Here is a 13870-nt window from a genome sequence, read left to right as displayed (position 1 = left end):
GTACGGCTCGTTTTTTAAATGCTTTAAATTATTACTAAAAAATTAATTCTCCGGGTTTATAGCCCTCAGGTAATTCTTCTTCATTTAAAAACTTGAAATTGTCATCACGAAGTATTGGTAGAAATACTTCGTATGGAATTTTTGAAAATTCACAGCCATAATTACTGGCTCCGAACCACTTACCCTCTTTGCTGCTTAAATTTAAATCTCTTACAAATTTTGTATTGTTTGAGCAATCATGAACTGCTAAGTCCCATTTTTCTTCATCTGCTATTTTCATGAATTTCAGAGTTAATTCTCTGCTCCAAATGGGAGATATATAACCGAGCCTTGAAATATACATGTTTTCTCCGTAATAATTGTTTATGTTATTGGCATTTAAATGTAATTCTGCACAATTGATAAAATCAAGCTTTGTATCTAAAATTGCTTGCTTTTTTTCAAAAAAAGCTTTGAAAAACTCAGGCGTCATTGGTGTTTCAATACCTACATTTTCAATATATTTTTTAGCTATTTTAATATTTTCAATAACTTTGTCTGAACACTTAGAAGCACCTAGGTTGAACCGTATTTCGTTAAGACCGGCTTCACCTAATGCTTTTAATGTTTCTTCCGTAGCTAAAGTGCCATTTGTATATAAATGTTGATGAATTCCTGCATCACTGAATTTTTTTATTACGGAATAGTATTTTTCAATTTCCATGAATGGCTCTAAATAAACGTAAGCAACTCCAGTAGGCTTCTTGTGGATGGAAAGAAGCAAATCTATATCTTTTTCGTAAAATTTTGTGCCTCCAATTTCCCACATGCCTTCCCCAATTGGAGGAATATCATTGAGTTCACCATAATTATAACAGAACTTACACTCAATATTGCATTTGTTTGTTTTCCTGATTGCACCTAGGCCAGTGCCTAACAGACAAGAACAACATCCTTTGGGAAATTTGTTTTCATTTCCTACAAAATAAGTTCTATTTTTCAAGGTTTTTAAACCCTTAATTTCAGACATTAATATATTATTTCTATGTTCTATGGCTGCCTCAATTTGCGCAAAGGTAGAGTAGATGATTTCCTTTTGTTTTGTCATTGGCTCCTCATCCTCTGGCAATATTGAGAAAAATTCAAACCACATAAGCGCATCTTTTTTTGAAATTTTCATAACATGTCCTCCTCTAAGAGACGTAATATCTTACAAGTATTCATTAACATTATACTTTAAGTTTAGTTACTATATCAATAACATCAATTTGGGCATGGTGGTATTTAAATGGTTATAAAAATTAAATGATTTTTATTTTTATATAAATATTGTAAAATCACCGCTGTTATATGGTAAAATTAATATCATAGAAAATTATTTCTATAAGGTATTATTAATAACAACAGGCGGTGTTTTATATATGAAATTTAATTATTCTATGCCAACAGAAATTTATTTTGAAAGAGGGGCTGTTGAAAATAATAAAAGTGCCATGTTAAAGCTTGGCAGTAAAGCTTTGATTGTTACAGGGAAAAGTTCCTCAAAAAGAAACGGTTCTTTAAAGGATATGACAGATGCTCTAGAAGCATTAAGCATTAAATACAGAGTTTTTGATGATGTAGAGGAAAACCCTTCTCTTGAAACTATAGAGATAGCTTCTGCTATGGGAAAAGAGTTAAAAGCAGATTTTGTCATAGGTATTGGAGGGGGTTCACCTTTAGATGCAGCTAAAGCAGTAGCATTATTTATTAAAAATCCAGAAATTAATAAGGATAATATATTTATAAGCGGGAAACTTGAAAGTCTTTCAGTGGTTGCAGTTCCTACAACTTCAGGAACAGGCTCGGAGGTTACTCCTTACAGCATAGTTACAGTTCATAAGGAGCAGACTAAGAAAAATTTAGGTCAAAGAATTTTTCCTGTAATTGCCTTTATGGACAGCAGTTATACTGATGATTTACCATATGATATTACTGTAAATACAGCTGTAGATGCTTTTACTCACCTTGTTGAAAGCTATTTAAATACTAACGCCAATATTTTGTCCGATACTTATGCTGAAAAAGGTTTTGCGCTATTTAAGTCCTGTTTTGAAAGCCTTATAAAAAAGGAGCTTACTGAAGAATTCAGAGAGAAGGTAATGCTAGCCTCTATGTTTGGCGGGGTAGCTATTGCCCAGTGCGGAACCTCGCTGCCGCATGGGATGGGATATGCACTTACATACTATAAAAATCTTCCCCATGGTCTTGCTAATGGGGTGCTTACTGTAGAATATTTAAAAGCCTTTAGAAATAAAGAAAAACTTACAAAAATGTTAGGTATAATGGAAATTAAAGATTTAAATGGTTTGAAGACTATATTCGACAACTTATTTAAAGTTCATATAAAGCTTACTTATGAAGAAATAAATAAATATGCTTTAAGTTTTGCTCAGAACAAAAATAAATTAAAAAATCACCCAGAGGATGTAGATGTTAAAGTTATTGAAGAAATATATAAAAACAGCTTATAGTTGAAATTAAGCGGCAGTGAGGGGATAACAATGAAATTTTTCAGCAGAGATAAGTTAAAAGTAAGAAGTGAATTTACAGACGATGAAGTTAAGTTTTATATTGATTATAATAATATAAAAAATGAAGATTTTACTGTTAAACTGTTAAAGGAAATGATTAGTGGGAAAACTTGTTTTGTAATTGTTGATACTAAATTAACTTACAAGGAACCTAAAAAAGATTATGATGTTATTTTAGATGAATTAATAACAGAAATTGAGGCTCTAAGTATTAAATATAAGAAAATTGTGGTAAAGACGGATGAAGATATGAAAATATTTGGAATGCCAATGAGAATTGACAGCAAAAAAAAGCATAAAGAATACATATTAGGTTTTATTATAGATTTAGCTGAGCTTAAACAAATAAAACATATTCTTAATATATTTAATGTTTATTACTATTTATATAACAGTGAATATTGCAAAGAGGATTTGTTAGATAAGCTGCAGCGGGATTATGATAAGGAATTAAGTGATGAACTGAAATATGAAATTTTTGATTGTAATTTTAATAAGCATTTGGCAATACTGGGCAGAAGTGAAGAATATGATACTATTAATAATATTATTAATAAACTAAAGTAAATATAAGCTTTGGAAGGATAATATCGCTCTTTACAAGCTTATATTAAAATTCTATAATTATGTTTGTTAAAGCTTTAGGACAAGATATTTACGAAATTAAGGAGGATAAAGTGAGATATATAATTAATTATTTAAAAGGAATAGTAATAGGTGTAGCCACCTTGGTTCCAGGTGTAAGCGGAGGTACAATGGCTATTATACTTGGGGTTTACGATGATTTAATTCATGCTGTAAGTTCATTTTTTAAAGATTGGAAAAATCAGATTGGGATACTTTTTCAGATAGGACTTGGCGGTATTACAGGAATTTTGCTATTTAGCAGATTGATGGAAGAGGCTCTTAAAAAATATCCTTTTGTAATGAAATTTTTCTTTATAGGCGTTATATGCGGGGGATTGCCGGTATTGTATAGAAAATCAAGAGAGGTAAAAAGAAATTCTATAGATTTCATATACCTAATTATTGGTTTTATAATTGTATTTTTTATGTCAGAGGATACAACAGCTACAACTACTTTAGCCACCGCACAAGGTCTAACAAGCATAATTTTTCTTTTAATCGCTGGTATTATAATAGCTATAGCATTAATTTTGCCAGGAATAAGTGCTTCTTTTATGCTTTATACTTTAGGACTTTATGATATTACTTTAAATGCTATAAATAACAGGAATATACCTTTTTTAATTCCACTGGGACTAGGTTTAGCTTTAGGAACTTTAGGTACTGCAAAAACTATAGAAAATCTGCTTCAAAAGCATCCGGGAAAAACTTATATGCTGATTTTAGGTTTTGTAGCAGGCTCTTTAATGCCGGCTTACCCAGGATTACCGCAAGGGCTTACTATATTGTGGTCCGCGGCAGCTTTTGTAATAGGTTTTATACTAATTTTTTGGCTTGGTAAAAAAGATATTACGTAAAGAAAAATAAAGAAAAGGGGCTGTAAAAACAGTCCCTTTTAGCTTGCCTTTTCAATACCTAATACAAATTTGTTTATAACATGTGCTACTCCATGTTCTTCATTGGAAAGAGTTACATAATCTGCAATATCCTTAACTTCAGGGAAGGCATTACCCATGGCTACTCCAAGGCCGGCAAACTGAATCATGGCTATATCATTTCCTGCATCTCCAACGCATATAATTTCTTCGCGTTTTATGCCTAAGGTTTTAGCAAGTAATTCGATACCGTAACCCTTATTTACCTTTTTATTTAAAAATTCAAGAAAATATGGGGCGCTTCTAAGTACTGAAAATTTATTGTATACTTCCTCTGGAAGCTGATTTATAACTCTATCTAAAATATGAGGCTCATCTATGAACATAATCTTTACAATGCTGGTGTTTTCATCTATTTTAGTAAAGTCAACAATCTCCATAGGTATATTGTTAATGTCGCATTCTACTTGGCTGTACTTACTCCATTTTGGAGTTACACAAGAAGAATCGGTTAAAAAATGTATGTTAACCTCTAATTTTTTGCTTAAATCATATAAGTAATTCAAATCCTCTAAGGTCATTGGGTTTTGTGCAACAATCCTGCCGGTTTTTGTATTTTGAACTAGAGCACCGTTATAGGCAACCGCATAATCATCTTCATTTACAAGGTCTAACTGCTTTAAATAATTTTTAATGCCAATCATAGGTCTTCCTGTTGATAAAACTACTTTAACACCTTTAGCTTTAGCTCTTTGTATAGCTTTAAAGGTTTCTTTTGATATAGTTCTGTCATCTTTTAAAAGTGTACCATCCATATCAAGCGCTATTAACTTGTACATAAAACCAACCTCCTTTTTATTAGCCAATTTTATTATAACATTATTAACAAGAAAATAAATGGCACTAATTGCAATGTAAATGTTATCATAATTGTTTGCTGAAAAATAATTTTTATAAATATAATAGGTTTTATTGAAAAAAACACTATAAACTGATATAATCTACTAAGTTTAAGATAATAAAACTGATAAGTCTGCTGCAAAAAGCAGACTTTTGTATATAAAATCGGAGGCTTAACCCAATGTAAAGATTGAAATAATTATATTCATATAAAATAAAGAAGGAGAGAGCAGTTTTGGCAGATTTAATCAGAGAAATAGAGAGAAGAAGAACCTTTGCTATAATCTCACACCCAGATGCAGGAAAAACTACACTTACGGAAAAACTTCTGCTTTATGGGGGAGCTATTAGATTAGCAGGTTCTGTTAAAGCTAGAAAGGCATCAAAACATGCAGTTTCAGACTGGATGGAAATTGAAAAGCAGAGAGGTATTTCTGTTACTTCATCAGTTATGCAGTTTAACTATGAAGGGTATTGCATAAATATTCTAGATACACCTGGCCACCAGGACTTTAGTGAGGATACTTATAGAACGCTTATGGCAGCTGACAGTGCTGTTATGGTTATTGACGGAGCAAAAGGTGTGGAGGAGCAGACTAAAAAGCTTTTTCATGTATGCAGCATAAGAGGGATTCCTATTTTTACTTTTATAAATAAAATGGATAGAGAAACAAAAGATCCTTTTGAACTTTTAGAAGATATAGAAAACGAACTTGGTATAAAATCTTATCCTATGAATTGGCCTATAGGTTCCGGAGCAGATTTTAAAGGTGTATATGACAGAGAAAGAAACGTTATTCAGGCCTTTAACGGTGGAAATCATGGTCAAACACTAGTTGAATCTGTTGAAGGAAATATAGAAGACAATGTGTTTAAGGATGTTCTTGGGGAAAGTCTTCATAATAAACTAATAGAAGATATTGAGCTGTTAGATATAGCAGGAGATGAATTTAACATTGAAAAGGTAAAAAAGGGAGAGCTTACTCCTGTTTTCTTTGGAAGTGCTTTAACTAACTTTGGGGTTGAGCCATTTCTTGAGGCATTTTTAAATTTAACTTCTCCGCCTCTTCCAAGAACAGCAGATATAGGAGAAGTAGATGTTTTTAATCCGGAGTTTTCAGCTTTTGTGTTTAAAATACAGGCTAATATGAATCCTGCTCACAGAGATAGAATTGCTTTTATGAGAATCTGTTCAGGAAAGTTTAAAAAGGGAATGGAAGTTTATCATGTGCAGGCTGGCAATAAGGTTAAACTTGCACAGCCCCAGCAGTTTCTGGCTCAGGACAGGGAAATTGTAGATGAGGCTTATGCCGGAGATATAATAGGTGTTTTTGATCCAGGAATATTCAATATAGGGGACACTTTATGTGAAAGCTCTAAGAAGTTTAAATTTGAAGGAATTCCAACTTTTGCTCCGGAATATTTTGCTAGAATCAGAACTGTAGATACAATGAAAAGAAAGCAGTTTATAAAAGGTGTAACTCAGATTGCACAAGAGGGAGCAATACAGGTATTTAAAGAGCTTTTTATAGGAATTGAAGAAATAATAGTTGGAGTTGTAGGAGTTCTTCAGTTTGAAGTTTTAGAATATAGATTAAAGCATGAATACGGCGTTGATATCAAGATGGATAGGCTTCCTTTTAAATATATAAGATGGATTGAAAATACAGAAATTGATGTAGAAAAATTAAATTTAACCAGTGATACTAAAAGAGTTAAAGATTTCAGAGATAGAAACCTGCTTATATTCCAAAGTGATTGGGCTATAAGCTGGGCTTTGGAACATAATAAAGGATTGGTACTTTCTGATATAGCAAAAAATAATGCATAATAAAAAAGTGAAGGGTTTATTTAAAGTATACCCTTCACTTTTTTGCTGAAGCCTACATTGTTTTTTTTCGTCCCAATAAAGCATCAACTATAAATATTACAGCAGCAGCTATAAGCAATATGTTAATTAGACCGCCACCAATTCTGAATATAAGACCTATAAGCCAGAATAAAACAACGAATCCGCCTATCCAACGTAAAACTGTCATTGTAAGCCCTCCTTAAGCTTAAAATTGATAATACTTTTCTCCTAATGCTTTGTGCTTGAAACAACTACTCTACTTGTTACTTAGTATTAGCACTAATTTTTAAATTATTACAAAATATGAAATTTACTCTTTACAGTGATTGTACCCATACACTTTATTTAATTAAAGTTCTTTAGTATAATGAATACAGATAATATAGTGCACTAGATTAAATATAATTAATGGAGGGTTCAAAAATGGAAACACAACAAAATAAAACTAAGAATTTAAGTACAGCTGCTGTTGTACAAGTAGCTTTTATGGCTGCAATGATTTTTGTGGCAACTTATGTAATTGAAATACCTGTAGGAACTAAGGCAGTACTACACATAGGAGACAGTATGGTTTTTGCAGGAGCTGTAATACTTGGAAAAAGAAAAGCGGCTTTAGCCTCAGCAATAGGAATGGCATTATTTGATATTCTATCACCTTATGCAGTCTGGGCACCGTTTACTTTTGTAATTAAAGGACTTATGGGTTATATAGCAGGAGCAATTGCTTATAGAAAAGATTATAACGGGAATAATTTAGTAAATAATATATTTGCATTTACAGTTGCAGGAATATGGATGATTGCAGGGTATTTCTTTGCAGGGGGAGTAATATATAAAAGCTTTATTACTGCTATAGGAGATATAACTGGAAATATAATTCAAGTTGCTGCAGGTATAGTTATTGCACTACCTGTTATTAAAGCTTTAAAGCTTGCAAAACTTAAGACAAATTAATAAAGAGAGGATTTAAATCCTCTCTTTTAATTAAAATCTCTTTTCTCTTTGATTGTTCTTTTGAGCTTTTCTAGCTTTTCTGCACTCAGGGCATCTTACTGGATCGTTTTCAAATCCTTTTTCCTTGTAGAAAGCTTGTTCTCCTTCAGTAAATACAAATTCTTTTCCGCAGTCTTTACATACGATGTTCTTGTCTGCCATTATAAAAAACCTCCTTTAATCATAGGGACTAATTGTTCATGGACCACATTCCTCTTTATATGATTAAAGGGGTAAAAGTGCCTTGAAAAATTGACCCAAAAAAATATATATGAGCTTCGCTCAATAATTATTATAACATACTTAACATAAAATTCAATATTATTTAAACACCCCATGTAAATTTTTTATTTTTGTTATATAATATAAATATTGTTGCTTGTATTTGAGCCAATTAGTGATGTAACTAAATGGAAGTTGAGTTTAAGGTAAATGTTGAATTTAATATTGATAAAATAAGGGAATTCTATTAATATAAGTATTATGTAGAGAGGAGAGGGTAGAATGGCAGGTTCATATTCATTTGATGTTGTTTCAGAAGTTAATATGCAGGAAGTGGATAACGCTGTAAATCAAGCTAAAAAAGAAATTGAACAGAGATATGATTTTAAAGGAAGTAAAACCGAAATAGAAGTAAAGGATGATGAAATAAAAATAACTTCTGATGATGAATATAAGCTAAAATCCGTTATCGAGATTTTAAAGGCAAAATTCATTAAAAGAGGAATATCTCCAAAAGCTTTAGATTTTGGTAAAATAGATAAGGCGGCTTTGGGAACAGTAAGGCAGACTGCCAAAATTGTTAAAGGCATTTCAAAGGAAAAGGCAAAGGCTATAGCTGCTGAAATAAAAGCCAGCAAGATAAAGGTTCAAGCACAAATAATGGAAGATCAATTAAGAGTTTCTGGTAAAAATAAAGATGATCTTCAGGAAACAATCGCATTATTAAAATCTAAGGATTTTGGAATAGAGCTTCAATTTACAAACTATAGATAAGGTTAAATTTAGACTAAACTGCCTAGTTACAGTTTAGTCTTTTATAGCTGCTTTGTACAGGTTATAATAGACTTTGCAAAAAAAAGGGGGGATATAATGCTGGGGACAATAGTAAATTGTGCAGCAATTATTTTAGGAAGCTTGGTAGGCTTTATTTTTAAAGGGGGAATACCAGAGCGGATTAATGAAACTATTATGAAGGGGTTAGCGCTTTGTATACTAATAATAGGGGTAACAGGTGCTATAAAAAGTGAAAATACATTGCTTGTTATTTGTTCGGTAGTAATTGGAGCTTTTATCGGTGAAATTATTGATATAGATAAGTGGCTTAAAAGGCTTGGAGACAGTATAGAAAGCAGGCTTCAGGGTAAGGGTGGAAAAGTTTCTGAAGGTTTTGTAACTGCAAGCTTAATATTCTGTGTTGGTGCTATGGCTATTGTAGGTTCATTAAACAGCGGACTTAAGGGAGACCATGAGATACTATATACTAAGGCAATGTTGGATGGAATATCATCTATAATGTTTACTTCAACTTTAGGTATTGGAGTAGCACTTTCAGCTGTTTGTGTTTTTCTGTATCAAGGAGTTATAACAGTTGCGGCTTCTCTTCTTCAGGGAATACTTACACAGCCGGTAATTACAGAAATGTCAGCGGTAGGAAGTCTTCTTATTATGGGTCTTGCCTTTAATATGATGAACATTGGAAAAATAAAAGTTGCAAATATGCTTCCTGCTATTTTTATACCGATAATTTATTATTTATTTATTTAAATATCATAAAATAAACCTTAGCCAGATTATTTGCATGGCTAAGGCTTATTTTATATAAGTATGAAAAGTCTGCAGCTTATAGATTTATTAATTATTCTGCGCTATTTTGAAATTTTTCCTTTCCGTTTTGCTCATGAGCTTTGTTTTCCTGCTTAAAACCTGCACTTCTTGAATGATATTTAGCACTATTAGGACCAGAGCTGCGTTCTCTGTTTTCATATTCTTTTCTTCCCATAAAATTCACCTTCCTTAAAAAAGAAGTTTACAAAATTATTATGTGATTATTTTAGGTTATTTAAACAATTAAACTATTCCAATATAAAATGTGTTTTGAATTTTAGCTATATATACCCAATTTCAAAAATTTATAATTAATTTTTTGTTTTATAATAGTTCTTCCCATTCACTATATAGCTTTTCCAAAGCAGCCTCGGTAGATGCAATTTCTTTATTAACTTCTTCACTTTTTAAAGGATTAGAATAAACCTCTTCAAGACAAAGCTGATTTTGAAGATCTAAAAGTTTTTTTTCATTATTGCTTATAGCAGTTTCTATATCTTTTATTCTAGATTGTTTTTCTTTTTGTGCCTTTTCTAAATTTTTCTTTTTCTTCCTTTCCTCTTGTATTTGAGTTTTAGTTTTACCTTGATTTGCAATTTCTTCTTCATATCTTAATGGATTTTTCTTTTTTTCAACATAGTAACTATAATTTCCAAGATACTCTTTTATTCCATCTTCCTTAAGTTCATAAATTTTGTTTATTACCTTATTTAAGAAATATCTATCATGAGATATTACAAGCACTGTTCCATCATAATTTAAAAGAGAGTCCTCCAAAGCTTCACGAGACACAATATCAAGATGGTTTGTAGGTTCATCAAGAAGCAGAAAGTTTGCTTTTGAAAGCATAAGTTTCAAAAGATTAATTCTGCACTTTTCTCCACCGCTAAGTGTAGAAATTTTTTTAAATACATCATCTCCTGTAAACAAAAAAGCTGCTAAAGCATTTCTAAGCTGAGTAGTAGTCATATCAGGAAATTCATCCCATACCTCATCTAGTATAGACTTCTCAGGATTTAAATCCGATTGTTCCTGGTCGTAGTAACCAATAAATACATTTTTGCCAAGAACCTTTATACCGCTGTCTTTTTCAATTTTATCCATTATAATTTTAAATAAAGTAGTTTTACCTCGTCCATTTTCTCCTATAAGAGCAGTTTTTTCACCCTTTTTAATATCCATGTTTAAATTATAAAAAAGCTTTTTATCTCCATAGCTTTTACTTAAATTTTCTATGTGAAGAACATCATTACCAGATTTAATTCTTGTTTCAAACTTTATTTTTGAAACCTTTGTGTCTGCATCAGGTGCTTCTATCCTTTCTATTTTCTGAAGTGCTTTTTCCCTGCTTTCAGCTGCTTTTATGCTTTTTTCTCTGTTAAAGGATCTATACCGCTCAATAATTTCTTCTTGTCTTTTAATTTCAGCCTGCTGAAGATTATAAGCCTTTAGCTGAACCTCATAATTTTTCTTTTTCTGCTCTATAAAAGCTGTATAGTTGCCATTATAAGTATTAACATGACCGTTAATCATTTCTAAAGTTTTATTTGTTATTGAGTCAAGAAAAAATCTGTCATGGGATATAATTATGATAGTACCTTTGTATGCCTTTAAATATTCTTCCAGCCATTCAATAGCATCTAAATCAAGATGATTTGTAGGTTCATCAAGAAGAAGTATTTCAGGTGCTGTCAAAAGAAGCTTACAAAGTGCTAATCTTGTTTTCTGCCCGCCGCTTAAGATACCTATTTTTTTATCAAAGTCTTCCTGAGTAAATCCTAATCCTTTTAAAACTCTGCTTATTTCTCCTTTATAGGTATAACCTCCTCTATGGTTATACAGCTCTGATAGGGTTGTATATTCTTCAATGAGTTTTTCATGATACTTATGTTTAGAACTATCATAGGGTTCATTAAGTTTTGCTTCTAAATCTTTAAGCTTAGTTTCTATATCCAGCAAATCTTTAAATACCTTTAATAGTTCTTCATAAATTGTATTGCTGCTATCTAAAGAGAGATGCTGAGATAAATAACCTACAACTTTATTTTTGTCTATAAATAAATCTCCGCTATCTTGCTCTAATTGACCAGTAAGTATTTTAAAAAGAGTGGTTTTTCCTGCTCCGTTTGCACCTATTAATCCTGCTTTTTCGCCTTCATTTATATTAAAGGTTACTTTGTCTAAAATTATATCTATACCATAACTTTTATGAATATCTTTACAGCTTAAAACTATCAATTTTTCTCACCTTTCCCAATATTTTGATAAGATAAAAGTATAAAAATCAAAATAAGTATAAAGTATATTTTACTATGGAAAAGATAAATTTAATAGTTATTTATTATAATTTATTGTATTTTGTTAGTAAAGTTATTTCATTTTTACATATATATGTTAAAATATTGACATCAAAGATAAATTAGTTAATACTATAAGATATAACTAAAAAGTGAGAGGTGCGTTATGGAAAAGAAAAAAAGCAATATTTCAATGGCTGTCATTAAAAGACTGCCTAAATATCATAGATATTTAAGTGAATTATTGAAAAATGATGTTGACAGAATTTCTTCTAAGGAATTAAGCGAAAAAATAGGTTTTACAGCTTCGCAAATCAGGCAGGATTTAAATTGTTTCGGCGATTTTGGTCAGCAAGGTTATGGTTACAATGTAAAAGACTTATATAATGAGATAAGTGCAATATTAGGTCTTTCCAAAGAATATAAACATATTATTATCGGTGCTGGTAATATAGGCCAAGCAATAGCAAATTATACAAGGTTTGATAAATTAGGATTTGAATTAGAAGGAATTTTTGATGCAAATCCTAAACTTATTGGACTTAAGATAAGAGATATTGAAATTCAGGATATAGATAACCTTACTAGTTTTCTTAAGACACATAAAATAGATATAGGGGTAATATGTGTTCCTAAGAATAATGCTCAAAAGGTTTGCAATCTTCTGGTTGAAAATGGAATAAAAGGAATTTGGAACTTTGCACCAACTGATTTAATTGTTCCTGATGATGTAGTAGTAGAAAATGTTCACTTAAGTGAAAGTCTTCTTACACTTACTTATCTTTTAAAAGATAAAGAGGAAGAAAATAACTAGCTGTATATTTATAAAACTCTCCTTTGTTTATAAAGCTCAAGGGGAGTTTTTAATGTATTTTTATGCATTTTTAAACATAAATTTCAATATTTTACTAGAAAATTTACTTTTTAAATAATGAAATTATAAGATAATATGTTATAATAGAATTTATTAGAGGAAATTTTTAGACTATTTGTAAAATCTGATTTGAAAGTCAGATAGTAAGAAATACGGAGGAGTAATATGTATAAAATAGTAGACAAAAGAATATTAGCACCAAATATTTATCTTATGGATGTAGAAGCACCAAGGTTAGCAAAAGCAGCTAAGCCTGGACAGTTTTTAATTGTAAAAATGCATGAAAAAGGTGAGAGAATACCTCTTACAATTTGCGATTATGATGCTGATAAAGGAACTGTTACTATAGTGTTTCAAACCTTAGGAAAATCTACAAAGGAAATGGCAGCATTTGAAAAAGGAGACAGCTTTGCAGATTTTGCAGGACCTCTTGGACAGCCATCAGAAATGGTGCATGAGGATTTAGAAAGCTTAAAGAACAAGAGGATTATGTTTATTGCAGGAGGCGTGGGTACTGCTCCTGTTTATCCTCAGGTTAAGTGGCTTTATGAAAGAGGAATAAAAGCTGATGTTATAGTTGGATGCAAGAATAAGGACATGCTTATACTTGAAGATGAAATGAAAAAGGTAGCAGGTAATTTATATGTGGCTACGGATGATGGCTCCTATGGCTTTAAAGGAATGGTTACAGACTGTTTAAAGAAGCTTGTTTTAGAAGATGGAAAACGCTACGATTTAGTAGTTGCTATAGGACCTATGATAATGATGAAATTTGTGGCAAAGCTTACTAAAGAATTAGACATACCTACAATAGTAAGCTTAAATCCAATAATGGTTGACGGAACAGGCATGTGCGGAGCCTGCAGAGTTACAGTAGGCGGAGAAACTAAGTTTGCCTGTGTAGACGGACCTGAGTTTAACGGACATTTAGTAGATTTTGATGAGGCTATGAGAAGACAGACAATGTATAAGAGCGAAGAAGCTCAGGCAGAGTTTAGAAAAGAACACAAACATGAGGGCGGCTGCGGCTGCTGTGAAGAATAGTAAGCCAAAGGGGGATTACAGATGGATAG

Annotated in this window: 15 protein-coding genes; 9 read left to right on the top strand and 6 right to left on the bottom strand. The window is 31.4% G+C overall.

The features are described from left to right. Nucleotides 1-34 precede the first annotated feature (34 nt). Nucleotides 35-1159, bottom strand: coding sequence for a radical SAM protein (locus M2651_RS02455; protein WP_252130750.1), 1125 nt, complete (start codon nucleotides 1157-1159; stop codon nucleotides 35-37). 241 nt (nucleotides 1160-1400) lie between these two features. Between M2651_RS02455 and M2651_RS02450 the strand changes: the two genes are divergently transcribed. The 3 genes from M2651_RS02450 to M2651_RS02440 all read left to right on the top strand — a co-directional run bounded on the left by M2651_RS02450 (nucleotide 1401) and on the right by M2651_RS02440 (nucleotide 4036). After that, the gene (locus M2651_RS02450; RefSeq protein ID WP_252130749.1) at nucleotides 1401-2492 is read left to right on the top strand and encodes an iron-containing alcohol dehydrogenase family protein; all 1092 of its coding nucleotides are present in this window, start codon (nucleotides 1401-1403) and stop codon (nucleotides 2490-2492) included. A gap of 30 nt (nucleotides 2493-2522) precedes the next feature. Next, nucleotides 2523-3119 (top strand): hypothetical protein, encoded by a 597-nt coding sequence (locus tag M2651_RS02445; protein WP_252130748.1) that lies wholly within the window; start codon nucleotides 2523-2525, stop codon nucleotides 3117-3119. Nucleotides 3120-3229: 110 nt separating this feature from the next. Continuing rightward, nucleotides 3230-4036: a DUF368 domain-containing protein gene (locus tag M2651_RS02440; RefSeq protein ID WP_252130747.1), complete on the top strand. Its 807-nt coding sequence runs from the start codon at nucleotides 3230-3232 to the stop codon at nucleotides 4034-4036. Between the two features lie 38 nt (nucleotides 4037-4074). On the opposite strand, the gene yidA is transcribed toward M2651_RS02440, so the two are convergent. Beyond that, nucleotides 4075-4893 (bottom strand): sugar-phosphatase, encoded by an 819-nt coding sequence (gene yidA / locus M2651_RS02435; RefSeq protein WP_252130746.1) that lies wholly within the window; start codon nucleotides 4891-4893, stop codon nucleotides 4075-4077. Nucleotides 4894-5189: 296 nt separating this feature from the next. Here yidA and M2651_RS02430 point away from each other — a divergent pair, with 296 nt between their 5' ends. After that, nucleotides 5190-6785: a peptide chain release factor 3 gene (locus M2651_RS02430; RefSeq protein WP_252130745.1), complete on the top strand. Its 1596-nt coding sequence runs from the start codon at nucleotides 5190-5192 to the stop codon at nucleotides 6783-6785. 52 nt (nucleotides 6786-6837) lie between these two features. On the opposite strand, the gene M2651_RS02425 is transcribed toward M2651_RS02430, so the two are convergent. After that, nucleotides 6838-6993, bottom strand: coding sequence for a DUF5670 family protein (locus M2651_RS02425; RefSeq protein ID WP_252130744.1), 156 nt, complete (start codon nucleotides 6991-6993; stop codon nucleotides 6838-6840). Between the two features lie 236 nt (nucleotides 6994-7229). Between M2651_RS02425 and M2651_RS02420 the strand changes: the two genes are divergently transcribed. Beyond that, on the top strand, nucleotides 7230-7760 hold the full coding sequence (locus tag M2651_RS02420) for an ECF transporter S component (protein WP_252130743.1): 531 nt from the start codon (nucleotides 7230-7232) through the stop codon (nucleotides 7758-7760). Between the two features lie 30 nt (nucleotides 7761-7790). Here M2651_RS02420 and M2651_RS02415 read toward each other — a convergent pair whose 3' ends face one another. After that, complete coding sequence (locus M2651_RS02415) at nucleotides 7791-7961, bottom strand: zinc-ribbon domain-containing protein (RefSeq protein WP_252130742.1); 171 nt, start codon at nucleotides 7959-7961, stop codon at nucleotides 7791-7793. Nucleotides 7962-8303: 342 nt separating this feature from the next. Between M2651_RS02415 and M2651_RS02410 the strand changes: the two genes are divergently transcribed. Continuing rightward, on the top strand, nucleotides 8304-8795 hold the full coding sequence (locus tag M2651_RS02410) for a YajQ family cyclic di-GMP-binding protein (RefSeq protein WP_252130741.1): 492 nt from the start codon (nucleotides 8304-8306) through the stop codon (nucleotides 8793-8795). Between the two features lie 96 nt (nucleotides 8796-8891). Continuing rightward, complete coding sequence (locus M2651_RS02405; protein ID WP_252130740.1) at nucleotides 8892-9566, top strand: DUF554 domain-containing protein; 675 nt, start codon at nucleotides 8892-8894, stop codon at nucleotides 9564-9566. 91 nt (nucleotides 9567-9657) lie between these two features. Here M2651_RS02405 and M2651_RS02400 read toward each other — a convergent pair whose 3' ends face one another. Together M2651_RS02400 and abc-f are read right to left on the bottom strand one after the other, a co-directional pair. Continuing rightward, nucleotides 9658-9801 (bottom strand): hypothetical protein, encoded by a 144-nt coding sequence (locus tag M2651_RS02400; protein WP_252130739.1) that lies wholly within the window; start codon nucleotides 9799-9801, stop codon nucleotides 9658-9660. A gap of 149 nt (nucleotides 9802-9950) precedes the next feature. Further along, nucleotides 9951-11864 (bottom strand): ribosomal protection-like ABC-F family protein, encoded by a 1914-nt coding sequence (gene abc-f, locus M2651_RS02395; RefSeq protein ID WP_252130738.1) that lies wholly within the window; start codon nucleotides 11862-11864, stop codon nucleotides 9951-9953. Between the two features lie 225 nt (nucleotides 11865-12089). Here abc-f and M2651_RS02390 point away from each other — a divergent pair, with 225 nt between their 5' ends. Both M2651_RS02390 and M2651_RS02385 read left to right on the top strand, forming a co-directional pair. Beyond that, nucleotides 12090-12737 (top strand): redox-sensing transcriptional repressor Rex, encoded by a 648-nt coding sequence (locus tag M2651_RS02390; protein ID WP_252130737.1) that lies wholly within the window; start codon nucleotides 12090-12092, stop codon nucleotides 12735-12737. Between the two features lie 225 nt (nucleotides 12738-12962). Next, on the top strand, nucleotides 12963-13841 hold the full coding sequence (locus tag M2651_RS02385; RefSeq protein WP_252130736.1) for a sulfide/dihydroorotate dehydrogenase-like FAD/NAD-binding protein: 879 nt from the start codon (nucleotides 12963-12965) through the stop codon (nucleotides 13839-13841). The last annotated feature ends 29 nt before the right edge of the window (nucleotides 13842-13870 follow it).

This window comes from Clostridium caldaquaticum, assembly GCF_023806125.1.
Classification (GTDB): Bacteria; Bacillota; Clostridia; order Clostridiales; family Clostridiaceae; genus Clostridium_AT; species Clostridium_AT caldaquaticum.
This window is presented reverse-complemented; position numbering and strand designations above follow the sequence as displayed.

What these genes read in the sequence shown, in the direction of transcription:
- M2651_RS02400 (WP_252130739.1), bottom strand. Translation starts at nt 9,801, where the DNA reads ATGGGAAGAAAAGAATATGAAAACAGAGAACGCAGCTCTGGTCCTAAT.
- M2651_RS02450 (WP_252130749.1), top strand. Translation starts at nt 1,401, where the DNA reads ATGAAATTTAATTATTCTATGCCAACAGAAATTTATTTTGAAAGAGGG.
- M2651_RS02445 (WP_252130748.1), top strand. Translation starts at nt 2,523, where the DNA reads ATGAAATTTTTCAGCAGAGATAAGTTAAAAGTAAGAAGTGAATTTACA.
- M2651_RS02390 (WP_252130737.1), top strand. Translation starts at nt 12,090, where the DNA reads ATGGAAAAGAAAAAAAGCAATATTTCAATGGCTGTCATTAAAAGACTG.
- M2651_RS02420 (WP_252130743.1), top strand. Translation starts at nt 7,230, where the DNA reads ATGGAAACACAACAAAATAAAACTAAGAATTTAAGTACAGCTGCTGTT.
- M2651_RS02385 (WP_252130736.1), top strand. Translation starts at nt 12,963, where the DNA reads ATGTATAAAATAGTAGACAAAAGAATATTAGCACCAAATATTTATCTT.
- M2651_RS02455 (WP_252130750.1), bottom strand. Translation starts at nt 1,159, where the DNA reads ATGAAAATTTCAAAAAAAGATGCGCTTATGTGGTTTGAATTTTTCTCA.
- yidA (WP_252130746.1), bottom strand. Translation starts at nt 4,893, where the DNA reads ATGTACAAGTTAATAGCGCTTGATATGGATGGTACACTTTTAAAAGAT.
- M2651_RS02425 (WP_252130744.1), bottom strand. Translation starts at nt 6,993, where the DNA reads ATGACAGTTTTACGTTGGATAGGCGGATTCGTTGTTTTATTCTGGCTT.
- M2651_RS02405 (WP_252130740.1), top strand. Translation starts at nt 8,892, where the DNA reads ATGCTGGGGACAATAGTAAATTGTGCAGCAATTATTTTAGGAAGCTTG.
- M2651_RS02410 (WP_252130741.1), top strand. Translation starts at nt 8,304, where the DNA reads ATGGCAGGTTCATATTCATTTGATGTTGTTTCAGAAGTTAATATGCAG.
- M2651_RS02415 (WP_252130742.1), bottom strand. Translation starts at nt 7,961, where the DNA reads ATGGCAGACAAGAACATCGTATGTAAAGACTGCGGAAAAGAATTTGTA.